The organism is Niabella sp. CPT15-335-S11 (assembly GCF_058792415.1).
The window spans coordinates 73049-97366 of sequence record NZ_JBYTEI010000007.1 but is presented as its reverse complement, the minus strand read 5'-3'; the positions used below and the strand labels follow the sequence as shown (position 1 = coordinate 97366).

Below are 24318 nucleotides of genomic sequence, written 5' to 3'. Positions count from 1 at the left end.
ACCGGTTGCTAATTATTTAATGCACCATAAATCAACAAGGCATCAGAACCTACCAGCTTTTCTCCTGGTTCCACGCCACCGCTGATGTAAGTTTTATCTTCATTCGCACTGATAACGGAAACCTGCCTGATCCGGATATCCGATCTGTTGTGATAGACCAGTACATAGTACTGGCTGTTATCGTAGATCAATGCGTCGCTGGAAATTGTCAGCGCCTGCTTTGGCTCAGTGTTGTTCACGATCACGGTTGCGAACATCTGCGGTTTTAAAAGATTATTCGTATTCTTTAATACCACCCGCACTTTCTCCACTTTACTTGAAGGATCCAGCACATGGCTGATCCGGTCTATCTTGCCTTTGAACACTTTGTCAGGGTAGGAGAGGGTGGTGATGTCAACCTGATCGCCTACATGAACCTTTCCAATATTTGCCTCGTATACATTTGCCTCAATCCAGACTTCACTCAGATCTGAAACCACAAACATAGGCGTGCTATTATCTGTCCGGATACTCATCCCGTCATTGATGTTACGTTGAATAACAAAACCACTGATCGGTGATTTTATGTTAAAAACGCCCTGCCTGTTGCTGCCATTGATATGGAGGATCCGGGTCGCTGCTTCTTTAGCTGCCAAGGCCTGCTGATAGGAAGCCTGGGCCGATGTTACATCCACCTGCGAGGCCAGGCCACTTTTATACATGTCTTTGGTCTTTTCCAATTGCCTCTTGTTCAGATTGAGATTTGCTTCGGCATTGATCAGTGCGGCATCATAGTTCGCAACTTCCGTACTTCTGATTGTCCCAAGGATCCTGCCGGCCGGCACAAAATCGCCCTGCTGCACGCTGATACCCTGAACGTTTCCGCTAACGATAGGGAATACATTGACCACTTTGTCGGCATTAAAATTGACCATCCCATTCAACCGGATAGAATGAGTCAGGTTGGAATAGTACACACTATCAATGACCAGCTTTTTCGCCACGGAGTCGGGGAGTTTGTATGCCTCCCGCGTATTGGCAGTCCCGGGCGGATCACCACAGGATACCAGCATATTCAATGAGAACAGCCAGGTAAAATACTTTAGAATTCTAGTGCGCTGATTAAGCATGATTTTCGGTTTAATCGGGATTCTATTTATTAAAGAATTTTGTGCCCGTCGCATTATTCAGGTTTTCCAGTTGGGAAACCAGGTTAAACTTCAGGGAGTTAATTTGAATCACATTTTGTTTGTAGGCGTCATAAAAATCTATAAACTCGAGCAGACTGATATTACGTTTTCGGAAGTTTTCCATAACGTTCCGGATCATTTCCCTAAGTTGGTCTGGGAAATGGGGATCCATACCGGATAATACATCCTGAGCTTTCAGGGCATTTTTGTAGGCTGTAGCGAGTTGGCTTTCCACCTGGTCTTTTTTCAAGAGCAACTGCTGCCCGCTGATTTCGATCATATCCTTTGCCTGCCGGATATTTCCCTGGTTCCTGTTGAACAGCGGAATACTCAGGCCGATTCCTATGCTGTTAAAATTCTTCACATAGCTGCCTAACTTATCATAGCTGCTTCCGATGGTTATATCCGGTACCGCCATGGATCTTTGGAAAGCAAGGTTTTGCCGGCTCTGTACCAACTGGGCATTGATGGCCTTCAGATCGTACCGGTTTGCGTAGGTGCTATCCGTAAGCTGACCGTAAGTAAAATTTCTGATTTCATTTTTCAGGGAAGGATCTGAAACCACTTCCGTTTTAATAAAAACTTCGGGTCGGGCTCTGATCAGCAACTTAAATTCACTCATCACATTTTGCATCGTTGTCTGGAGGTTTGCCAGCTCAGCCTGCAGGGAATACAGTTGGGATCGGATGCGCACCAGGTCCTTCTCCGCCACATTACCTTTTTTAACCTGCTCCTCAAATGCCTTTGCCGTCTCCGCGAGCGAATTGATTTCGAGGTCGTACACATTCTGTGTCTGCTGCAGATAGTAGAGGTTGAAAAAATCTGTCCTGAGCGTTTGCAGCAAACTGCGAATCAGGTCGTAATATTGATATTCAGTAATGTTGACCCCGGTTTCCAAGACGGCGATATTCTTCCCTCTTTTCCGGGCAGTTTTAATCAACTGGCTTATCTGAAACGACACTTCTCCGGTCGATTTTCCGAAATCGAAAAACTTTTTAGTTTCCGGCTCGTACAGACCTGTGTTTAAACCGATTTGAGGGTTGTCAATTAATCTCGCCGTTATAACGTTGGCTTTGGCGCTGTCGATACTAAACCGCTGTGAGATCAGTTGAATATTGTTCTTGTAAAAAAGGCTTTCAGATTCGGCCAGGGTTATGTGTAACACTTCTTCCTGATGCTGTGCGTAAATCCGGCCCGGCATAGAAAGAACGATCATAGCCAGCGCTGTAATAATATGTCTTGGCATGTTTATCTGATTATTGCAAAGTTGTAAAGCATCCTTGTTAAACAGCTATTTACAAAAGTTAATCGCTCGTTAATCGTTAATTTTCGTAGTTGTTCAGTGGGGAGGCATGCTGTTTACATCGGTCGATAAATGACTACACGCATTAGCCTCACTTAAAGCAAACCTGGGGGCAGCACGCTTAACAACCGGACAATTCAGACCAGCCTGCAGGGAACTTCGAGGTCTTCCGTCAGGTAATAGCTCGCACAGATCCGGTGATAGCCGTCCGCTATAATCAGTTTTCCGTTACTCCTCAAAAGGAGGATCGGAGATAACTTGACGCCAGAATGGAATTTGGTGAGATTCTCCTGGACATGCCTGTTATCTTCCGGCAAAAGCGGCAGACCACTCGCCCTGAGTATATCCTTTGATTTTTTTTGAATAGTTGTGGCCTTTTGCAATTTTTTTGTGATCTTCTTTGCTTCAGCAGGTGTCATCAGCAATTCAAGGTAATCCTGGGCAGCAGGAAAATCGTGTTTCTCGGGGTCTTTTTTAAAGACATTTTTATTGTTTGGTTCCATCGGAAAAAGTTTGTAGCTTTAAAGATACACTTTTCATTTTCCTGAAAGCACTCAGGAAATTTCCCGTCACTTTTCTATCCAACTTTGTTGATACTCCTCAAAGTTAGGACAAATTGATTTTGAACCGGTCTGATTCATTCGTAAAATTCTGCCAGGGTTTATTTTGCATGTTCCTTCCGATGAACGAGGTAATAGACCTGCGGAAGCACTGTCAGGGAAAGAATCATACAAACGATCAATCCACCAACGATCATAATGGCCAAAGGTTTCTGAACTTCGGACCCCATACCTGTTGAAATAGCGGCAGGGAACAACCCCATCGATCCCATCAGGGCGATCATTAGAATAGGCCTTATCCGGCTGTGAACCCCGTTGGAGATGGCATCCTTTAGGGAGAGGCGCCGTCTGAGGTTTTGTCTGATATTACCGATCAGCACTATACCATCAATCGTTGCCACGCCAAAAAGAATAATAAATCCGATGCCGGCTGAAATACCAAACGTAGTGCCGGTGGCCCAAAGCGACAAATATCCCCCGATGAACGCAAAAGGAATGACCATAAAGGATACCAGCGTATCCCGGAGATTACCTTCAAAATTTGCCCATAACAAAAACATGATCAGGAGAAGGGAAGCAGGTACGATCAGTGCCAACTGTCGGCTTGCCCGTTCTTTCGATTCAAATTCCCCTGCCCAGACCATCTTATTTGCCCGGGGGATTTTTACTTGCTGTTCAACTTTCTGTTTCGCTTCTTTGATGGTGCTGCCGAGATCCCGGCCCTCAATACTGAAGCCTACTGCGATATACCTGCTGCTGCCCTCGCGATAAATAAAAGTGGGGCCGGTGGTGTTCCCGATGCTGGCAATCTCCCTCAGGGGCACTTTTGATCCGTTGCTGGCGGGAATCAGTATACTGCCAATCTTCTCATCATTATCCCTGGATGCTTTGTTGAACCGGATTCTGACGTCAAACAGTCTTTCATTTTCGTAAAAAGTAGTCGCAGCTCTTCCGCCTATCGCCATTTCAATGACTGCCTGCGCATCGGCCATGGTAACGCCATATTTGCCCATTTTACGCTCATCTAGTTTGATACGGAGTTCCGGCAAGCCCAGGTTTCTGAATATATTTACATCTTCAATACCTTTCACGCTGCTGATGCTCTTCGCGACGCCGCCCGCGAGTTTTTCCAGTTCTTCCAGATTGTCGCCAAATATTTTCACCACCAGGGCACTTTTTACACCGGCTACGTATTCTTCCACATTGTCCTGGATAGGCTGACTAAAAGCGAAAACGATTCCGGGATAACTTTTAAGAGTGCTGCGCATCTCATCGACCAGGCCTTCTTTGCTGATTTTTCGTTTCCATTTCTTTTCCGGATGGAGTTGTATATGAAATTCAGCATTGAAGAATCCGGTGGGATCTGTCCCGTCGTTTGGTCGCCCAACCTGATTAAGGACAAACTGAACTTCATCAAAACGCTGCAATTTGTTTTTAATCTCCCCGGCCAGCCTCCTGGATTCTTCCAGGTTAATGCTGTTGGGCATAGTAGCGCGAATATAGATGGCGCCTTCATTGAGTTTGGGTAGGAATTCAGTGCCATGCCGGAGGAAACCGGCAATACAAAGTCCCAGCAATACAAGAAAAGAAATAATGGTCGCCGTTTTTCTTCTTGTTGTAAACAGAAACATATTGAACAGCGCCTTTCGGATACTTCTGTTGACGATGTTCTCTTTTTCGCGAATATTTTTGGTCAACATGACTTTACACATAGCCGGGACATAGGTCAGGCTTAAGATCAATGACCCAAGCAATGCAAAACCCAGGGTATAGGCTAAGGGAGAGAACATTTTTCCTTCTACCTTGCGGAACGAAAATATTGGCATCAGGGCAATGATCAGAATCAGCAAAGCGAAGAAAATATAGGATGCAACACTGGCGGTACTCTTCTTGATTATGCCCGCCTTTGATATCCGGTTGAACCGTTCCATACCAAGCTGCTGGGCTTTTTTGGCAAGCGCCACAAAGACGACCTCCGAAATAACCAACGACCCTTCCAGTAGCAGGCCAAAGTCCAATGAGCCCATCGAAATCAGGTTGGCCGGCATACCCATGATACGCAACATGACAATAGCAAACAGGAATGCCAGGGGAATGACAGAGGCGACGATGACGGTCATCCGCCAGTTGTTCAGGAAAATGAAAACAATAAGTGAGACCAATATGATGCCCTCCACCATGTTCCTGGTTACCGTGCTCACTGTTGTGTTTACCAGTTCTGTACGGTCAAGAAAAGGCTCGATCTTCACGTCATTGGGCAGGATCCGATCGTTCAGTTCTGAAATTTTTTCTTTGACGCGCGCGATGACTTCACTCGGATTCTGTCCGCGTAACATGACTACAATTCCCTGGACGAGGTCATCATCGCCCTGAAGACCAACCACGCCAAGCCTGGGCTTTGCCGATATTTCAACTTCTGCCACCTGCTTCACCAGGATGGGGCTGGATCCCTTTACTTCTATCAGAAGATTCTCAATGTCCTCAATGCTTTCCAGCAATCCAACCCCCCGCACTACATAGGCCTGATCACCTTTTTCAATTACATCGCCACCTACGTTTACGTTGCTCCTGGAGACGGCTTCAAAAACGTCGAGCGGCGACAATCCATAGTGGGAGAGCTCCGTTGGGTTGATCTTAATTTCATATATTTTTTCTTCTCCGCCGAAACTGATGACATCCGCCACACCTGGCACAGCCACCAGCTCGCGCTCTACGACCCAGTCCTGCAAGGCGGTTAATTCTTTCACTGGTCGGTGACTTTTAATAATATATCTGAATATTTCGCCTGTGGCGCCGTAAGGAGGTTCAATCGCTGTTTCTGCGCCTTCCGGAAGACTAAGCCCCTGCATCCGGTTGGAGGCGTATTGTTGCGCGTAAAAGTCTTCCACGTTATCCTCAAAAATCACCGTAACCACAGATAGCCCGAAAAGTGAGATCGAACGCACTTCTGTTTTTTTAGGAATCGTGTTCATTTGCTTCATAACCGGAAGCGTAATGAATTTTTCCACTTCTTCAGCGCTTCTGCCTGGCCATTGCGTGATAATCCGGGCGCGCGTGTTAGTCACATCCGGGAATGCTTCAATAGGTGTACGCAGGTAGCATGCGATACCAATGATCACCAGCAAAGCCGTCATAAAGAATACAACGATCGTGTTCTTTAAAGAAAAGGATACTATGCGCTGAACAAATTTTGTCATCTTTCTTAGAAATTTTTGGCGATAAAATCAGCAGGATCAGTCAGTGTGCAATGATGCCCGCGATGGTTACATGGCCGGGTTACAAAAGAGAGGGCCTGCTAATAAAGTCATCACGTATCAGCCCGGTTTTTAATAAACTGAGCTCCGGAGTTGCTCATAAATGATCAGGTGATTTTTTGTGATCACTTTGTCTGATGGCTCCAGACCTTTTCTTATGAACACTGTTTCTTTGTTTTGTGAAAGGACTTCAATCTCGCGGGCTTCCAATTCACATTTATTTTTGTACACAACCACAAAATACTTGTTGTCTTCAAAAATGACCGCGCCGGCTGGTACGGTCAGGGCTTCGGATGTAGTTTTTTTTCTGGCAACCACGTCCACCAGCATTCCTGGTTTTAGTTTCAGGTTTTTGTTGGCGAGAACAACCCGGGCTTTCAGGACTTTCTCTTCCGGATCCAGCACCTGGGATACAGCGGAAATAGTACCTGGGAAAATTTCACCCGGATAGGAGATCGCCGAAACTTCCACTTCTGTGCCGGGCTGAATGTCCTTGACGTTGGTCGCGTGAATATTGACCATCACCCAAACCTCACTAAGGTCGGAAATGGTATACAGAACGCCCGATTCAGGCGAGATGCGGGTTCCTGCCGCAATCGATTTTGTGGTGAGAATTCCAGACACAGGCGCTTTGATCTGAAGGACTTCTTTCCCTGCACCAGCGCCGTAGATCAACAGGTTGGATAGGATCCTTTGCTTTTCCGAACGGTGAATTTCAACTTCGCTTTGCGCTTCCAGAAGATCCTTTTTCGAGGCAATATTGTCCGCATACATCGTTTGGGCTGCCAGCAACTTTCTTTCAGCTACCCTGATTTGGGATTCCACGGTTTGAAGACTGGACCTGAGTTCGCTGAATTCGGGGCTTCTGAATTCTGCAAGTACTGAACCACGGGTTACCAGATCACCCAGCGTGAAATTCGCCTGGGAGACGATCCCGCTGACCAGACTGGTTATCTGGACTACTCTGTCGGGGTTTGCTTCCACGTTGCCCGTCAGGGAAAGTGCATAGACCGCAGGCATTTCTACCGGCAGTTCAGTATTGATTGACTTGGCAAAAATTGAATCCAGGCAATAGGTTTTGCCGTCAGTGCTGTTTTCTTTTGGCTGTTGCCTGCAGCCTGTGGAAATCAGCATAAGAGCAATAGCAAGTATAATGGAGAATTGACGCATACACTTTATAATTTATAATTATCTGATCAGGTCTTTACCTACGGCGTGATTCAGGTCCTCAGATTTCTTGTTGACGTCCATCATGGCATCGAGGATAATTTTTTTATTGCTGAGGTAGGCTTCAAGGAAATCGATATATTCGATCAGGCCGATATTTCTGGTGGAAAAGTTTTTGGTGTACCTGGACTGTAATTCGTCCAGCGAAGCTTCATAACCCGCTTCAATGCCGTTGAAATGAGCCCTGGCATTCACCAGGTTCTTGTAGGCCAGAACCACTTCGTTGGTGGCTGAATGCTCTTTGAAATCACGCAGCAAGCTGGCTTGTTCCATGCCAATTCTAGCGCTTTTAATATTTCCCTGGTTCTTGTTAAAAAGCGGTATGTCCATAGCAACGCCAAAACCCACAAAATTGAACATGAAGTTGCTACCCCTGTCGTAGCCAGCTTTCAGGGTAAGATTCGGTACTTTCTGTGCCTTTTCAAATTCATATAGTCTGCCTGCATATGTTTTCTCGAGGTCTGCTAGTCTGAGGTCTGGCCTGGCCTTCTTAGCTTCTTCCATAAGTTTGTCAAGTGCCGGCAATTGATCGTCTTGCTGGTTTCTGTCAAACCCTTCATGGGTAATGATCAAATGCGTCGAAGCTGGCAGGTGCGTCATGATCTTCAGATCTCTTTGCGTTTCGAGCAGCTCCTTTTTTTGGTCCTGAATAGTATTTGCAAGTTCAAGTTCGAGAGCGCGAAGCCTGATCCACTCCCCGCGTGGGGCAAAATCCTGATCGACCAGCTTTTTGGTGGCCGTTGTCAGTTGCCGAACTGACCGAAATTGATTTTCGTAGAGGGTCTGCATTTGTTGGAGGTACTGCAGTTGCGTAAGCAGGTGGCGGAATTCGATCTTCAGGTTTCTCAGCAGTTCTTCAAATGCCTGCTCAGATCTTTGTACATTCGTTTGTTCCAGCGCTATGTTTTTCCTCCTTTTTCCTGCGGTTTGGATCATTTGTTCCAGAGATGCGCTGAACTGCCGGTTTTTACCAAATTTGCCGCCTCCGAACCCGCGCAGTTCTTCTCCAAAAACATCAAGTTGTTTTTGTGTTGCCCATAAGTTTACATCATCCAGTCCGGCGGTTGGATTAGGCCATAGTTTCGCCTGGATGACCCTGGCTTCTGCCTGTGTGACGTTCATCCGTTCCGCGAGTACCAGGAGATTCTGCCTGAGAAATAATTCTTCGTATTGATTGCGGCTGAACTTTAGTGTGTCCTGCGCTTTTGGAGCAAAGCCTATCCATACAGATAAAAATAATAATAAGTATGATTTTGAAACACCCATGATTCGATTGCTTGTTGTAAGTGCGCAAAAGTGGGCTTTGAAAGCTTAAAATAAGCTTAAACGGCATAAAAATCAGCTTAATATAAATTAATATCCGGCTGCGAAATGGCGTGTTTAGAGGAAGTTACTGGGATTGATTGAAGCTGGGAACTCCTGGGCGGAGCGGTGATTACCACTTTCTATCATTATAATACCATGCAGGTGGTTAACTGACGTATTTCTGAATTAATCGCGATTTAAGTTTGGTTTTTAAAATAAACTTAATATATAATATGTTTATATCTAATATCTAGCGTCTAACGTCTAGTATCTAGTGTCTAATTAAAGGAAGCTGAAGTTCGAAGACGTTCTCATTATTTTCATTAATCCTGTAAAGAATTTCCCCGTCGTTCAGCTCAATAATTCTTCTTGCAAGTGCAAGCCCCAGACCGAATCCGGTCTTGCCATGGCTGTTTTTTCCCCTGAAAAAGTGAGAGAAAAGATAGGGCAGTTCATCTTCGCTGATTGTTCCTCCTGAATTAATGAATTCAACAGAAAGAACCCCTGGCTTGAGGCCATTGATCTTGATTCCAGCCATATTATTATCAGAATATCGAATGCAATTGATGAGAATATTCCGAAACGCTTCCTTCAGCAACATTTTGTTCACCGGGCTGATCAGTTTTTCTTCATCGATCACATCTGGAATGTAGTGGACTTCAAACTGAAAATGAGGGAATCTCAGGTTCAGTTCCTCGATGATGTCGAACAGTAACTCATCAATCCTGATCCCTGTTCTTTGAGGCTGTGTGGCCGACTCCATCTTTGATACTTCCAGCAACACATCCATGATCTCGCCAAGTGATTTAGCCTGGATGACCTGCGCGGACAGCGATTCCCTGAGCTTGGGATCTGTAGCTCGGTTACTAAGTCTCTCAAGGTCCGAGACCAGCACGGCCGCTGGCGTCTTCAGTTGGTGTGATATATGCTGAACGGCTTGTTTTTGAAAGGAGAAGGCATCCCTGATCCGTTTCAGCAACTCATTGAATCTTTCGGTGAGATAATTTAGTTCATAAGTTGTGGTCTGAATATGAAGTGGCACGTTTTCACCGGCGCTCAGGTCATAGCGACCGAGTTTTCTGGCAAGTACTGTGATTGGTTTGGTGATGATATTCGACAGGTACAAAGAAATCAGGACGATGATGATTGCTATTGCAATAAACATCAGTATCAGGATTTTTCCTAAAAAAGACTTTTTCGAATAACCCATGGCGTCATAAGCCTTACTGATTGCAAAGTATTGTACGTTGTTGTGCTGAATGAAAACAGCGACCACATCATACTTACCTTCCCTTGTTTCAATTAGCTTATTGGTTGAGGAAAGTGAGGCCAGTAATTCCGGGGACCTGGTAATTTCCAGGCTATCGATGCTCGCGAAAATCAATTTTTTGTTTTGGTCGTAGACGAGCAATTTCTCGTCATAAAAATCGTTAATATCCTGCCTGTCCAAAAAGCTGGATAGGGTAGAGCTCATTTGTTCAAATTCACCGATCAGTCCAATGGTATATTTTATCTTAGCAATTTGCTGCTGGTGAAACTCCTCTTTTCGGTGTGCAGAGAATAAAACGTACACCACCAGCAGGGATGCAGACAAGAGGCAAATGACTGTTACCGAGAAATAGAATAATATTTTGTTGCGTAACTTCAATCTGTCTCAAGATAGTAACCGTAGCCGACCCGGGTCCTGATTGTATTCTTCCCAAAAGGCTTGTCCAGTTTATTTCTCAAAAAATTAATATAGACTTCAATAGTGTTCGTATTCGCGTCAAAAGTCTGGCCCCATATTTCCCGGACCAACTCTTTCTTTGAAACCACTTCACCGGCAGATTCACACAATTTTTGGAGTATCTGGTACTCTCTCGGCGTGAGCGATATTTCCTGTCCTTGCCGGTACACTCTTTTCCGGGATTTGTGAATCACAATATCCCCCGCAACAAGCTGTTCGTCTTCGGTATTGTTGCCGGGTTGTGTCTTATTCCGTCGTGTAAGCGAATGCAGACGGAGAAGCAGCTCTCGCATGTAGAAGGGTTTGGTGAGATAGTCATCGGCGCCGGAATCGAAGCCCTTTACTTTATCTTCCAGTTCACTGAATGCAGTCAGCATCAGCACCGGTGTTTGGGTATTATAGGTTCTGAAATCACGGCAGAGATCATAGCCATTCTTCCCGGGTAAATTGATATCCATGATGACGCAGTCGAAATGCTCCTTGCGAAGTATTTTATCGGCTATTAAACCATCATACGCCTCTGCCGATGAAAATCCATCCGAAGTAACCGCTTCCCTGATATTGTTGTTGAGTGTATGATCGTCTTCTACTATTAAAATATGCATGATTAAATCTGGGCTATATAAACAAACTTTTTTTAATATAGTTGCAATAGGCTTAACACCAACAGCATTTAATACTTAAATAGTTTGGTCCCGGGTTGTGCCGTCGATGAATGTTCACTGGTACATATATAATAGCATCATATGTGTACATGCCCCCTTAGTGCAAATGCGTGAACAGGGCCGCGATCCTTGTTGTACCCCGGATTTTGAACAAACTGATAATCAAAGGTAAGCCAAAAAAACCGGGTAATTCTCGCGTTGTAGAAAGTCTCCATTATGAATTCCTTCCCATAATTGAGTTTCCCATCACCAATGATGAACCCATATCCGCCTGCATTTAAGAATTCACGATGTGGTTTTGATATTCCATTCAGCGCCAAAGCAAGACCTGCAGCGTCTTCCCGTCTTTTCCAACGTTTTCCATTGATTGTAACGCCCGCAGTTGCTGTTTGATCAATTTCAGTAAACGCCCAGGTTGCATATTTCCCGTCGTTCCATCCGAGTCTGGCAAATGCTCCGATATCATTGCTGATATCCTGTTTGATATTTAGAAACACACCGTTCTTTTTTCCGCCGTATTTTTTGTGTTCAACCACTCCGGTAAAAGCATTAAGCAGAGCCGTATCCCTGGCGCTTATAGCTTCGATACCACTGGCATAGGAGGGTGCCTGGGAGCTCGTGTGACTTAAAGTGAGCAGAACAGCGCCCTGGCGTTGACTGATGGCATATTTATGTTCCAGTTCCACAGTTTCTGAATGGGCATGCGAATTGTATTCCATCAGATGATAATTGGCGAGCCTTGGAACAGCTACGGTGGAAATACGGAACTCCCAACGTGGGTTTGCATATTCCAGAACTACCCCTGAAGTATATCCCTGTGTGTTAGCCGGATAGTCCCAGGCACCGTTTGCCCAAATCGACCAGTTCAGGAATTGTGTACGCGGATCATTGCTATACCGGTTATGGTCGTAGTAGTCGGCAATGGCAAATTTGCCGGCGCGAATGGTGAAGCGATTCACAGGAACGCGGCTTGCCACCTGGTTGTCTTCGTCTTCGGTATAAACATAGTCGGTGTTCCCTATCGGAAAATGTTGTTCAAGGTATGCTCTGGCAAGGAAAATCCTGGGCGCGACCTCACCAACCCGGTAGGTTTCTCCATTTAGCGCGCCAGCCACACCCAGTGCATAGCTAAGTCCCTTGCCACCAGCTATTTCGGGATTCACATAAACAGCCGCTCCTTTCCAGAGCCTGCGACCAAGATATAAAGTTGCCGTGAGACTTTTTGCGGCAGGCTCCAGCGTGTCTGCCAGACTATTCGTACCACGGTAAAGTGAGCGAAAAGCTAAGTGCTTTTGCGATACGAAAGTGGTTTGGAAATGCGCGGACCACGGTGATCCTTTTCCCGCATGTTGTGCGATTTGAGTTGAATCTTCCTGACTGAACGATGATTTGGAAATGAGTAAAAAAATCGTTATCTTTAGAAATAGTCTGTATGTGAACATGTGAAACGAATATTAGCGGTAAAGTAGTGAGAAAAGACTAAGTGTCGATTCAGGATTTTTTTTAGAAATTCTCTGCTGTTAATTAAACCGGATTCCCTGATGTTGTTTGGTTTTCTGTGTTCAGAAAGATGACCCTTGTTGCCCTGACCTGAATATACCAGGAAGGTTTTTGTGCAACTATTATGTTTGGAAAATAAAAAGGGTCGTCATGACAGACTGTTCCCGAAAGACGGGCCTGGGTCATGCGCCGGATTGAGGAGATGTTGTAATTTAAGATTGACATTTTTGCCGGTTTGTGCACACTGATGGTGACTAACCGGAGGGAGAAGGACAGCAGTTAGTTTACCCGTGTGGCGATATGAATACTATTGTTACAATGCGGACCGTTGTCCATAATCTGGTTGATTTGTTTTAAACGCGCACGAAGGTAGGACCTATTTTTAGATTCAGCAACTCGTGATGAAAATATTTTTCCAGATGTAACGATGAGCCTGCAATGTCTGATTCTATATTTTATTGCTTCGGATTGAACTGGGGACCTAACGAAAGGGTAGGTGGTGCCTAGATTCGGGGTCTGAACGCCTACATCCTATTAGACCTGTCTTCTGAAGCAGGGTGCTACCGACTGTTTTTTTGTACTAATTTTGTAGCTTCTGATGAGCAATACTGTTCCCACGATAAAAGAAATTGCGCGGAGATTGAATGTCTCGGTTTCGACGGTGTCGCGGGCATTAAGCGACCATCCCAGGATTGGTTTGAGGACCAAGCAAAGAGTCAGGGAGCTTGCTAAGGAACTGAACTACGAACCCAACCCGAAAGCGATTTTTTTCAAACAGGGTAAGAGTTTTGTAGTGGGGGTCATATTACCAAATATCAAGGAAGACTTTTTCTCCCAGGCTATTTCGGGTATTGAAGACACGGCGATGAAACACGGCTATACGATTTTGTTTGGGCAAAGCCATGACAGCCTGGAGCAGGAAAAGCAGGTACTTGAAGCCATGAAACGTCAGCGCGTAGATGGTTTGCTGGTTTCACTATCTAAAGAAACCAATCGATACCAACATTTCAGCGACTTAAAAAAATACAAGATACCCATTGTTTATTTCGACCGGATCCCGGACATGGCGGATATCAACCTGGTGTACAGCGATCTTTACAGAGGTACGATTAAGCTTGTTCACTGGTTGTTTGAACAAGGCAGAAAAAGGATCGCACTCATCAACGGACCGGATCAAATGACGGCTTCCCGAGACAGGTTGAATGGATATATTCAGGGGATCTCGGGAAAGAAGATCAAGGTGGACATGCAGTTGGTGGAGAACTCTGATTTTTCGGAGGAGAGTACCAACACGGCAGTGGACACCTTGTTGGGATTGAAAAACAGACCCGATGCCATTATCAGTTTCAATGATTACGTCCATTTGGATGCTGTAAAACGGGCCAGGCAACATAAGGTGAAAATAAACAAGGATATACTTTTTGCCAGCTATGCCAATATCACGATCAATAAGTACACCGCTTTTCCCCCGGCCGCTTCACTGGATCAGGCGCCATATCTGCAGGGTGAATACGCCATGCAGATGATGGTTGAGATGCTGGATAAAGTTAAAGGGAAAGCAGAAGGAATCGAATCGTTTTCAAAGCGGGAAGTACCTGTAACTATTGTGGCTCGTTGAAAATTTGTTCAATCGGTTGCATCAGAAAATCACTTCGGATTGCTTAAATTTGTCTTTACAAACGGGTAGTATAGCTTTGGATTGCCTTCTATCAGTTTGTCGAAACGGTTACTGATTTTTTCGAAAATACCCTTAAGTTAAAGGGAATCCCAAAAAAATGAAATACATGGACCAAGTTTTAGAAGCCTATGGGTTTTCGGCCGGAGAATGTGAGATCAAAAGTTTTGGTACTGGTTTGATTAACCGGACCTGGACGGTGACTCATGGAGATGATCAATACATTTTGCAAAAAATTAATGATTCCATTTTCAAAACTCCGGAGGATATAGCCTGGAATATTGATTTGATAGACGAATACCTGCGTAAGAATTTCCCGGATTATTTTTTTATCGGTCTGGTGCGGACGGTTGATGGCAAGGGAATGTTTGTGCAGGAAGGGGAGGGTTATTACCGAATATTTGAGTTTGTTCGGGGCAGTCACTCCATTGATGTGGTTGAGAATCCGGATCAGGCTTATGAGGCCGCAAAGCAATTCGGAAAATTTACGCGTTTACTGTCCGGACTGGATTGCAATGAACTGAAGATCACTTTGCCCTCTTTTCATGATCTGACATTAAGATATGATCAATTTTTGGATGCGTTGGAGCATGGTGATAAAGAAAGGATTAAGGAATCGGCTGCATTAATTGAGCAGCTCCGCAAGCAGTCTGACATTGCAGATGAATATCTAAAGATCAAGGCCTCTCCTGATTTCAGGCAGCGGGTAACGCATCACGATACGAAGATCAGTAATGTATTATTTGACGGTAATGACAAAGCTACTTGTGTCATCGACTTGGATACGGTGATGCCCGGGTATTTTATCAGTGACCTGGGAGATATGATGCGGACTTACTTGAGTCCGGTTAGTGAGGAAGAGAAAGATTTCAGCAAGATCGTGATCCGGGATGAGTTTTACAAGGCTCTTGTAAAGGGTTATGGTGAAGAAATGGGTGATGAGCTGAGTGATGTTGAAAGGGCGCATTTCTTTTATGCCGGAACTTTTATGATTTACATGCAGGCGCTCCGTTTTCTGACGGATCATTTAAATAACGACAGGTATTACGGTGCCCGTTATGGAGGCCACAATTTGGTACGGGCTCAGAACCAGGCTACTTTATTGCAGCGGTTACTGGAGAAAAAGGATCTTTTGTCGGCTTTCTAGCCGTTTGGGAAAAAGATTCTCGTGAAAGTCTGCCATTTGTATTAAATCCCTTAATTTCGCAAACTCTTTTAAAGCGATATGCCAATGTGCACGTTGTACTTTAAAAGTGTGATAGACAATCGTGTAGCGGCGGCTGGATGGGGATTTTTGCAACGTAACACCCCTAAAGTTGGGGTTAGCGCAGGCCGGTAGCGCATGGCGCTTGAGGCGCCAAAGTCGCAGGCTCAAGAATGAAATTTGAAGAATTTAAGTTTGACCGGTAACAAAATATTCGGGGAGTAGCGCAGGCCGGTAGCGCACCTGGTTTGGGACCAGGGGGTCGCAGGTTCGAATCCTGTCTCCCCGACAAAAAAAAACAAGCCTCCACCTTTGGTGGGGGCTTTGTTTTGGAATGTTACGATCAGGCTTGCCTGGATCGTGGAATGAAAAAACAAACGCCAGAAGGGCTTGTTTTTCTTTTGATTCTCCCCCCAAGAGGATCAACGAAGTTAATCCTTTCTATGCGGCCTTACTTTGCCTTTGGAACGCGTAACGATCAGGCTTGCCTGCTTGTCGATCCGCACGTTCAAGACGCGAAAATCCGCTTTTGAAGTATATTAACACATGTTTTTTTCTACCAGGCTATTAAGTTTTCGTTAAATGTAGTGTTTGGTGCCCCAGTTAAAAAGTGTAACCATTTTCTTTGTTAAAAAGGATGCGATGCAAACGATTTTCTTCACCACTGATTTTTCCAAGTCAGCCTTTAATACCAGAACAAATTGATAAGAGAATCTGATATTTCTTTGTTGCCGTTACAAGAGCAGGAAACTATGAGGGCGGCTATACATACTGTTTACGGGCCGCCGGAAGTGGTGAGCATCGGTCAAGTACCAGTCCCTACATTGCGGGCGGGTCAAGTACTGATCCGCGTACATGCCACCACGGTAAACCGTACCGATTGTGGATTTCGTAGTGCACATTATTTTATTTCCCGCCTTTTCAGCGGTTTGTTGAAACCCCGGAATAAGGTCCTGGGTTGCGAGTTCTCTGGTATGGTTGTTAAAACAGGCGACAACGTTTCAACGTTTAAAGTGGGTGACCGGGTTTTCGGATTCGATGACCACACTTTCGGCGGACACGCGGAGTTCAAAGTAATGGATAGCCGAGGCGGAATAACTACTATCCCTGACGATATAGGCTATAAAGTAGCAGCAGCATTAACAGAGGGAAGTCATTACGCGCTCTGTAATATCCGTTCGGCGAAGGTCAAAGCGGGCGATACGGTCATGGTATATGGTGCAACCGGGGCAATAGGATCTGCTGCGGTACAATTGCTGAAGCATTTTGGGGCTTATGTGGTTGCGGTTGCCGGAACATCGCACACGGAAGTAGTGCGATCGTTAGGCGCAGATGAAGTCTTCGATTATATGACACAGGATTTTACACAAACCCAACATCGTTTCGATTTTATTTTTGACGCGGTGGGTAAAAGTTCATTTGCACAATGCAGGGGATTGCTGAAACCTAAAGGCATCTATATATCTACCGAATTGGGCAAGCGGTCGGAAAATATTTTTCTGGCGTTGGCCACACCTCTGCGGGGAGGAAAACGGGTGCTGTTTCCGCTACCTACTATCAAAAAAGAAGATGTGCTATTTCTGAAAGGGCTTGCAGAAACCGGAAAATTCAAACCTTTGATTGACCGGGAATATTCATTAACGGAGATCGTGGAAGCCTACCGGTATGTTGAAACCGGGCAAAAAGTTGGGAACGTAGTGATTACCATAGATAAGTAAAAAATGCCTGATATAAGACACAAGATGCACCTATCCGTTTTTAGGTATCGAATTTGTTTATTCAACTAAAATTGTTAATATATTTCTGGTCACTGCTCGTGGTTAAAGGCTCAGACCGGTATTTAATCCTTTATAATCGTCAGCAGAGGGTTAGAGCTTCCACAACAACAGCCCTGGCTGCTTCCTGCAACAGTGTTATTTTTTTGAACAGGGCTGCCAAGTCTTCTTCAGGAATAGTAAAGTCGTTTTCGTAGCGGGATTGCGCGTAGGCGCTATCTAACAAAGCGAGCAGGCGTTTCTCTTTCGCTGAATCTTCGCTGAAAATATCGGTCAACTGCGGGGCACAGCGGCGCGTCATCTTTCTTAGCACCCTGATCTCGTGTGTTTTCTTATCGTATCCGTTCAGGCTTTGTAAGATACCCCGGAAAGTTAGCTCCGCCGCTTGGTGAAGCATAAAGGCAGTAATCGGGGGCGCATGATTTTGCTGAAGAAATATTGCTACATCCAGAAAGTTAAGAGCCTTCGAGAAGCTTTGTTCAAATTTTAATTGAGCCTGTGTTTTTATCTCCTTTAATATTTCCGGCGATGTAATAGGATAGACCGTTAATTTATCGTCGTACACCAGGTTATCGGGGATGCAGTGTAGGGAATAGAATACATGACCGTTTCGTAGACCATCTATAATGGTTCCTTCATCGTGCAATGAGCAGGAAACCCGCCAGTCGCTCACGTAGGCCATGTCCAGGATCGGCTGTAGTTCCGAGAAGGGCGTCCTGTTTTTGGGGGGTATTACAATCAACAGATCAATGTAGTTATCCTTCTTGGCCGTATCAAAATCCGGATGTTGCATCATAAAGATTTTTGTAGGCGCAGTCGCCGCCACAATCAATTGGATTAAGGGCTTTATCCTATCAGCTTTATCAGGAACTTGTTCCAGCATTGAATGCAGTTTTTCTTTCCAGCTCATAAGCGCTGTTGTTTCATTATCCGGGGAAACAAAAACGTTGATATGGTAGTTGTGAGTGTGATGGTCATAATAATCACGGACCGATGTAATCATAAATCTGCATTTAACAAATGGAAGATAGATTTAGGTCGATATTTTCGATCAGCTCTGATTTATACGAGTTTTCCCGGGTTTTGGAGAACCAGTAGGTTTCTTACTTTTCAGATGCTGACAGAGCTCCCGCAATGCACGGTTCTCTTTTTCAAGATCTTGTTTTTCTCTCAACAACACGTAATTTTCCTGGATAGCAATGGATGCTTCCAACCCCATTCTGGCTATTGCCAGATGGCTGTTTTCCTCAGTCCGGTTATGATTCTGCACGTCCAGCGACCGACGGTGCTTTTCCAAAATATTGGTCAGATCCTGCATGCCCTCGTACTCATAGGTCAGAAAGAACTCCGGTTCAACATTGAACAATTCTCCCAGGATATCTGCATATTCCGACGTCATTCTTTTTATCTGAACTTCCAATTCTTTATACCCGGTCTCATCAATTCGAAGGATTTTGGCTAATTCTTTTTCCGATATACCCCTGGCTTTTCGCGCTACGTATAGGATTTTGTTCATCATAGCTAAGTATTTTACAGGAGCACAATTTGGCTCGACTGGGCGGAATATTCAAGTCTAAAAAGGGAATATTTTAGAATGCGCTGGGATATTTTACGAAATCGAAATCACGCAGTGATTATCAAAAATCACATTTTACCGTTGGAAATCTTCGTGACCGGGTTGTAATAGATTAGGATTGATTAAATTTGGCAACGATTATTAACTTTCCCCAGATGAATTCTCATATGAAATGTCCATAAAAGGTTTAGTAAAAACACATGAAAATAATATACCTGTTCTTAGCAACGATTCTTGCTTTTCTATCTCCAACAGCCAACGCAAGTCTACCCCAGGATTCGGTGATCATCTCTACAGAAAACCCTAAAGGCTGGAAGATCAGCACAAACACTTCCCTCTACCAATTGATCCTCACAAGTGAAGGTGAAGTGCAGCAAGTTTATTTCGGACCCAAAGCACAATTGGAGCTTCAGCAGCGAAAGATCAATGCCCCCGATGAAATCCCCGTCAGAGGCGGGTTTCCGAATAAAACACCATTGCTTGAGGTGGTATTTTCCGATAATGTTCGCGATGCGGAATTGACTTTCGTGAACGCCGAAGTTTTAACCATCGACGGGCGGCAAACATTGAAGATCATCCAAAAGGATAAATATTATCCCCTGGAAATCACTTCCTTTATTCGCGTGCTGCCGGAATTTGATATCCTCGAAAAATGGGCCGTTGTAAAAAATACCGGCAAGAAAAATAATATCCGCATCGAAAATCTGCAATCCGGATCATTTCATTTACCCCCCGACAAGTACGAACTCACCCATATGGCAGGGGAGTGGGGACATGAGTTTCAATTACGTACTACCGTATTGACCGAGGGCGTAAAAACCTTACAGGCAAAAGACTTTAAATCCTTCGCGAACCCAAACTGGTTTTTGGTTCGCCCGGCAAATGAGAACGCAGATCTGTCCGGGTCAGCATGGTTCGGCACCTTGCAATATAGCGGCAACTGGCGGATTGATTTCGACAAATCTTTCAGTGGGAGATTACAGATCGTAGGTGGAATTAATTTCTGGGATACCGAATGGTCACTGAAACCCGGCACTACACTTGAAACCCCCAGGTTCATTATTGGCTATACCCGTTCAGGTTCGGAAGGCGCAGCACAAAACTTAACGACCTATATCCGTAAAACCATATTACCCGCGTCATTTCGAGATAAGGCCAGGCCGGTACTGTACAATAGCTGGTACGCAACCACCTTCCATGTGAATGAAGAACAGCAACTGGCATTGGCAAAGACGGCCAAAGAAATAGGCGTTGAATTATTTGTGATCGATGACGGGTGGTTTAAAGGAAGAGATAATGACAAGGCCGGCCTGGGTGACTGGACAGTCGACAAGAAAAAATTTCCAAATGGTTTACAACCCATGATCAAAAAGATCAACGACATGGGAATGGATTTTGGAATATGGGTGGAGCCGGAAATGGTAAACCCCAACAGCGATCTCTACAGAGCGCATCCCGATTGGGTCTTTCACTTTCCCAACCGGACCAGGCACGAAGGGAGGAACCAGTTGATGCTTAACCTGGCGCGTGAAGACGTCTATCAATATTTACTGAGATCCCTTTCTGACTTGTTACAGGAAAATAATATCAGCTTTATTAAATGGGATCATAACCGAACTCTATCCGAGCCTGGCTGGCCGGATGCGCCGGCCGCCGAACAGCGTGAAGTACGTATCAGGTATATCAATAATCTTTACCGCCTGATAGACGCACTTCGTGCCCGCTTCCCCAAAGTCATGTTTGAAGATTGCTCCAGCGGAGGCGGACGGGTTGATTTGGGCATGCTTTCGAGAATGGATCAGGCCTGGACAAGCGACAACACCGATCCTGTTGACAGGCTATTTATCCAATACGGGTATTTGAGTGCCTTCCCCGCAAATACCATGGTATCCTGGATCACGCACGAAGACTGGCATAGGCTGAAGCCAGGGCTAGACTATAAGTTCGATGTAGCCATGAGCGGCGTGCTGGGTATTGGTTATGATATCACTAAATGGACAGATGACGAAAAAAAGCTGGCCAAAACAAAAATTGCGAAGTATAAAGAGATCCGCAACCTGGTTCAGTTTGGTACTTTACACCGGCTGATTTCACCATTTGAAAATAACAAATCAGCACTGGAATATATAGCTGACGACCATTCTACGGCCGTGGTATTTTGTTATAATATGGCAGAGTATCTTAATGGAAGTATAGAGCAGACACCGGAAGCGAGCGTCTTAAAATTGCGTGGATTAGATCCGGATGCGCGGTATACCATTCCGGAACTGAACAAGGCTGTGTACAAGGGCGACTTCCTGATGAAGGTAGGGATTCCCTGGCCGGTAAAGGGTGCCTATAAAAGTATAATATTTCAAATTCAAAAGACGAAATAATATTCTTAATACAGGATTTATGTTAGTATCAAACATTCGCAATAAATTTTTCTGCCTCACAATGGCGCTAATCCTGCAGGCAGGGCTTAGCCTTAGAACCGTCTCCGCACAAACCCAACGTATTGATCTTTCAGGTACTTGGTCTTTTCAAATCGATTCATTAGACAAGGGTGTTGCGGAGCGATGGTATCAGAAAAAACTGGGAGACCAGATCAGACTGCCGGGCTCCATGACCACCAATGGTAAAGGCGATGATATTTCTGTGAATACACCCTGGACAGGGGGAATCGTTGATTCATCCTGGTTTGTTAAGCCCGAGTACGCCGTTTACCGGCAACCGGGAAATATCAAAGTTCCATTTTGGCTGCAGCCGGTAAAGTATTACAAAGGTGCTGCATGGTATCAGAAAACCGTTGTGATCCCGGAGGGCTGGAAACACAGGCACCTGGAGCTGTTCATTGAACGAGCCCATTGGGAAACCACCGTATGGATTGACGATCAGAAAGTGGGTATGGCGAATAGTCTGGGCACACCCCATGTCTTTGATTTGTCAAAACGATTAACTCCCGGTACCCATCAAATCACCATTCGCGTTGATAACCGCATTAAAGAAATAAATGTAGGTGAGAACTCGCACAGCATCTCTGATCATACACAAAGCAACTGGAACGGTATGACCGGCAAACTTTTTATTTCAGCACGCCCCGCTTCGTATATCGATGATGTGCAACTGTTTCCGGATATTCATAAAAAGCAGGTGACGGTTCGAATTAAAATCGGCAATTCAACCGGACAAACTGATCAAACTGAAATAAGTTTATTGGCTACGGCTGGTACGTCAAAAGCAGAATCCCTGAAACCCCTGAAGAAAACAATCAGCCTTCAAAATGGCATTCATACAGTAGAATTAACATATCCAATGGGCAATCGCCCTTTATTGTGGGATGAATTTAATCACAACCTCTACGTTCTTTCTGTACAATTAAAAAGCGGAAAGGAAACCGATATCAAAACAGTCAGTTTTGGCATGCGGGAGTTTGCAAGCAAAGGCAGTCAATTTACGATCAATGGCCGGCCAACTTTCCTTCGGGGAACGCTCGAGTGTGCTATCTTTCCCAAAACCGGTTACCCACCGACCGATATTGAGTCGTGGTTACGAATATTTAAAATAGCCAGATCATACGGCCTAAATCACATGCGTTTTCATTCCTGGTGCCCGCCCGAAGCGGCTTTCGATGCTGCAGACCGATCAGGATTTTATTTACATGTGGAAGCCAGTTCCTGGGCTAACCAGGGGAGTTCGGTAGGGGACGGTAAACCTATTGACAAGTACATTTATGATGAAACAGAACGCATGTTAAGGTCGTATGGAAATCATCCTTCATTCTGTATGCTCGCTTATGGAAATGAACCGGCAGGCAGACACCAAAAGCAATACCTTACGGATTACGTAAACTACTGGAAAGAGAAAGATCCGCGCAGGCTATATACCACCGCAGCAGGATGGCCGTTGATCCCCGAAAGCGATTACAACAGCACGCCCGATCCCAGAATTCAGGCATGGGGCCAGGGCTTGAATAGTATCATAAATGGACAGCCTCCGAGAACAGATTATGATTGGAAAAATATTATTAGCAAGTGGAAACAACCAACGGTGAGCCATGAAATTGGACAATGGTGTGTATATCCGGATTTTAAAGAGATAGAAAAATATACCGGCGTGCTGAAAGCGAAAAACTTTGAGATCTTCCGGCAAACGCTGAAGGATCATGGAATGGCGCATTTGGCAGATAGCTTTCTGCTTGCTTCAGGAAAACTGCAGGCCCTGTGTTATAAGGCCGATATTGAAGCTGCACTGCGCACCCCTGGTATGGGTGGGTTTCAATTGCTGGATCTGCATGACTTCCCCGGGCAGGGAACAGCGCTTGTTGGTGTGCTAAACCCTTTCTGGGAAGATAAAGGATATATAACAGGTAGTGAGTACAGTCGATTTTGCAATGCAACGGTTCCGCTGGCAAAATTTCCAAAAATGGTTTACCGGAACAATGAGACACTAATCATTCCCGTTGAAATAGCCCATTTTGGAGAAAAAGCCCTCAGGAATGTAGTTCCTTCCTGGTCGATCAAAAATCTCTCCGGTAAGATACTTTATCGGGGGCAGCTGCCTCAAACAAATATTCCTATCGGGAATGGCATTCAATTAGGGGAGATCAGGCGGGCTTTATCAAATGTACTACAGCCGCAGCAGCTTGTGCTGACGGTCTCTGCTGGAGGTCATGAGAATTCCTGGGATTTTTTTGTATATCCTTCATCATTACCAAAGACCAATGAAAATATACTCGTAACCCAGCAGTTGGATGAAAGGGCTTTAGCAACACTTAGTGGGGGAGGGAAGGTGCTGTTGACGTTGAAGAAAGGCTCAGTAAAGCCTGAAAAAGGTGGTTCTGTTGCGGTTGGGTTTTCCAGTATTTTTTGGAACACCGCCTGGACGAGGTGTCAGCCGCCGCATACGCTCGGTATTCTGTGCAACCCCAGGCATCCCGCCCTGACTGCATTTCCCACGGCCTATCACAGCAACTGGCAGTGGTGGGATGCTATGTCCCATTCTAACGCTATCATGCTTGACTCCGTTTCCAAAGGTCTCCAGCCGATCGTGAGGGTAATCGACGACTGGGTCACCAATCGTTCCCTGGGACTTATTTTTGAATGCAAAACGGGTGGCGGCAAACTGATCGTTTCGTCGATCGATCTGTTACAACAACAGGAAGCAAGGCCGGAGGCGCAGCAGTTGTTATATAGTTTAAAGAAATATATGGGAACAGGTTCTTTTAATCCTGCCAGGGATATTGATGTTAGTGCCCTCAGATCGCTGATGAAATGATCTATTTACATGGCGTATGCTTCGATTGAAAGAATATCTGTTACATTTCCTCATCACATCGTTGCAATACTTATCGTTTCGGTTTCTGAAAACTGATATGCATTTATCGTCTCGTGCTGGCGA

At 45.1% G+C, this 24318-nt stretch carries 16 protein-coding genes and 1 tRNA gene; 6 read left to right on the top strand and 11 right to left on the bottom strand.

Translation table 11 applies throughout. The annotated features are described in order from the left end of the window. Positions 1 to 8: 8 nt before the first annotated feature. The 9 genes from AC3WS5_RS15090 to AC3WS5_RS15050 all read right to left on the bottom strand — a co-directional run bounded on the left by AC3WS5_RS15090 (position 9) and on the right by AC3WS5_RS15050 (position 12651). Positions 9 to 1109, bottom strand: coding sequence for an efflux RND transporter periplasmic adaptor subunit (locus AC3WS5_RS15090; RefSeq protein WP_492468236.1), 1101 nt, complete (start codon positions 1107 to 1109; stop codon positions 9 to 11). A gap of 22 nt (positions 1110 to 1131) precedes the next feature. Then, a complete protein-coding gene (locus AC3WS5_RS15085) occupies positions 1132 to 2415 on the bottom strand; it encodes a TolC family protein (RefSeq protein ID WP_492468235.1) in 1284 nt (427 codons plus the stop codon). 194 nt (positions 2416 to 2609) lie between these two features. Continuing rightward, positions 2610 to 2975 carry a hypothetical protein gene (locus tag AC3WS5_RS15080; RefSeq protein WP_492468234.1) on the bottom strand — a complete coding sequence of 122 codons (366 nt, stop codon included), beginning with the start codon at positions 2973 to 2975 and terminating at the stop codon, positions 2610 to 2612. A 158-nt stretch (positions 2976 to 3133) separates the two neighbouring features. Then, on the bottom strand, positions 3134 to 6229 hold the full coding sequence (locus AC3WS5_RS15075) for an efflux RND transporter permease subunit (RefSeq protein WP_492468233.1): 3096 nt from the start codon (positions 6227 to 6229) through the stop codon (positions 3134 to 3136). A gap of 129 nt (positions 6230 to 6358) precedes the next feature. Further along, a complete protein-coding gene (locus AC3WS5_RS15070; RefSeq protein WP_492468232.1) occupies positions 6359 to 7456 on the bottom strand; it encodes an efflux RND transporter periplasmic adaptor subunit in 1098 nt (365 codons plus the stop codon). 18 nt (positions 7457 to 7474) lie between these two features. Further along, positions 7475 to 8779, bottom strand: coding sequence for a TolC family protein (locus AC3WS5_RS15065; RefSeq protein ID WP_492468231.1), 1305 nt, complete (start codon positions 8777 to 8779; stop codon positions 7475 to 7477). Positions 8780 to 9089: 310 nt separating this feature from the next. Then, entirely contained in the window at positions 9090 to 10466 is a 1377-nt protein-coding gene (locus AC3WS5_RS15060) for a sensor histidine kinase (protein WP_492468230.1), read from the bottom strand. Continuing rightward, positions 10463 to 11149: a response regulator transcription factor gene (locus tag AC3WS5_RS15055; protein ID WP_492468229.1), complete on the bottom strand. Its 687-nt coding sequence runs from the start codon at positions 11147 to 11149 to the stop codon at positions 10463 to 10465. Before AC3WS5_RS15055 ends, AC3WS5_RS15060 begins: the two co-directional genes overlap by 4 nt. Positions 11150 to 11286: 137 nt before the next feature. Beyond that, complete coding sequence (locus tag AC3WS5_RS15050) at positions 11287 to 12651, bottom strand: carbohydrate porin (protein WP_492468228.1); 1365 nt, start codon at positions 12649 to 12651, stop codon at positions 11287 to 11289. A 656-nt stretch (positions 12652 to 13307) separates the two neighbouring features. Between AC3WS5_RS15050 and AC3WS5_RS15045 the strand changes: the two genes are divergently transcribed. From AC3WS5_RS15045 to AC3WS5_RS15030, 4 genes are all read left to right on the top strand, one after another. Then, on the top strand, positions 13308 to 14327 hold the full coding sequence (locus AC3WS5_RS15045; RefSeq protein ID WP_492468227.1) for a LacI family DNA-binding transcriptional regulator: 1020 nt from the start codon (positions 13308 to 13310) through the stop codon (positions 14325 to 14327). Positions 14328 to 14493: 166 nt separating this feature from the next. After that, on the top strand, positions 14494 to 15531 hold the full coding sequence (locus AC3WS5_RS15040) for a phosphotransferase enzyme family protein (protein WP_492468226.1): 1038 nt from the start codon (positions 14494 to 14496) through the stop codon (positions 15529 to 15531). Positions 15532 to 15803: 272 nt separating this feature from the next. Continuing rightward, positions 15804 to 15877 (top strand) — tRNA-Pro (locus AC3WS5_RS15035). 412 nt (positions 15878 to 16289) lie between these two features. Beyond that, positions 16290 to 17306, top strand: coding sequence for an NAD(P)-dependent alcohol dehydrogenase (locus AC3WS5_RS15030; RefSeq protein ID WP_492468225.1), 1017 nt, complete (start codon positions 16290 to 16292; stop codon positions 17304 to 17306). A 139-nt stretch (positions 17307 to 17445) separates the two neighbouring features. Here the strand turns inward: AC3WS5_RS15030 and AC3WS5_RS15025 are convergent, their stop codons facing one another. Beyond that, complete coding sequence (locus tag AC3WS5_RS15025; RefSeq protein WP_492468224.1) at positions 17446 to 18366, bottom strand: HEPN domain-containing protein; 921 nt, start codon at positions 18364 to 18366, stop codon at positions 17446 to 17448. Positions 18367 to 18414: 48 nt separating this feature from the next. After that, positions 18415 to 18882 (bottom strand): helix-turn-helix domain-containing protein, encoded by a 468-nt coding sequence (locus tag AC3WS5_RS15020; RefSeq protein WP_492468223.1) that lies wholly within the window; start codon positions 18880 to 18882, stop codon positions 18415 to 18417. A gap of 257 nt (positions 18883 to 19139) precedes the next feature. Here AC3WS5_RS15020 and AC3WS5_RS15015 point away from each other — a divergent pair, with 257 nt between their 5' ends. Further along, a complete protein-coding gene (locus tag AC3WS5_RS15015) occupies positions 19140 to 21314 on the top strand; it encodes an alpha-galactosidase (RefSeq protein ID WP_492468222.1) in 2175 nt (724 codons plus the stop codon). A 61-nt stretch (positions 21315 to 21375) separates the two neighbouring features. After that, complete coding sequence (locus AC3WS5_RS15010) at positions 21376 to 24195, top strand: DUF8487 domain-containing protein (protein ID WP_492468221.1); 2820 nt, start codon at positions 21376 to 21378, stop codon at positions 24193 to 24195. Positions 24196 to 24318 lie beyond the last annotated feature (123 nt).

Excerpts from the sequence above, each read along its gene's own strand:
- AC3WS5_RS15090 (WP_492468236.1), bottom strand. The coding sequence starts at position 1,109 with ATGCTTAATCAGCGCACTAGAATTCTAAAGTATTTTACCTGGCTGTTC.
- AC3WS5_RS15085 (WP_492468235.1), bottom strand. The coding sequence starts at position 2,415 with ATGCCAAGACATATTATTACAGCGCTGGCTATGATCGTTCTTTCTATG.
- AC3WS5_RS15080 (WP_492468234.1), bottom strand. The coding sequence starts at position 2,975 with ATGGAACCAAACAATAAAAATGTCTTTAAAAAAGACCCCGAGAAACAC.
- AC3WS5_RS15075 (WP_492468233.1), bottom strand. The coding sequence starts at position 6,229 with ATGACAAAATTTGTTCAGCGCATAGTATCCTTTTCTTTAAAGAACACG.
- AC3WS5_RS15070 (WP_492468232.1), bottom strand. The coding sequence starts at position 7,456 with ATGCGTCAATTCTCCATTATACTTGCTATTGCTCTTATGCTGATTTCC.
- AC3WS5_RS15065 (WP_492468231.1), bottom strand. The coding sequence starts at position 8,779 with ATGGGTGTTTCAAAATCATACTTATTATTATTTTTATCTGTATGGATA.
- AC3WS5_RS15055 (WP_492468229.1), bottom strand. The coding sequence starts at position 11,149 with ATGCATATTTTAATAGTAGAAGACGATCATACACTCAACAACAATATC.
- AC3WS5_RS15050 (WP_492468228.1), bottom strand. The coding sequence starts at position 12,651 with ATGTTCACATACAGACTATTTCTAAAGATAACGATTTTTTTACTCATT.
- AC3WS5_RS15045 (WP_492468227.1), top strand. The coding sequence starts at position 13,308 with ATGAGCAATACTGTTCCCACGATAAAAGAAATTGCGCGGAGATTGAAT.
- AC3WS5_RS15040 (WP_492468226.1), top strand. The coding sequence starts at position 14,494 with ATGGACCAAGTTTTAGAAGCCTATGGGTTTTCGGCCGGAGAATGTGAG.
- AC3WS5_RS15025 (WP_492468224.1), bottom strand. The coding sequence starts at position 18,366 with ATGATTACATCGGTCCGTGATTATTATGACCATCACACTCACAACTAC.
- AC3WS5_RS15020 (WP_492468223.1), bottom strand. The coding sequence starts at position 18,882 with ATGATGAACAAAATCCTATACGTAGCGCGAAAAGCCAGGGGTATATCG.
- AC3WS5_RS15015 (WP_492468222.1), top strand. The coding sequence starts at position 19,140 with ATGAAAATAATATACCTGTTCTTAGCAACGATTCTTGCTTTTCTATCT.
- AC3WS5_RS15010 (WP_492468221.1), top strand. The coding sequence starts at position 21,376 with ATGGCGCTAATCCTGCAGGCAGGGCTTAGCCTTAGAACCGTCTCCGCA.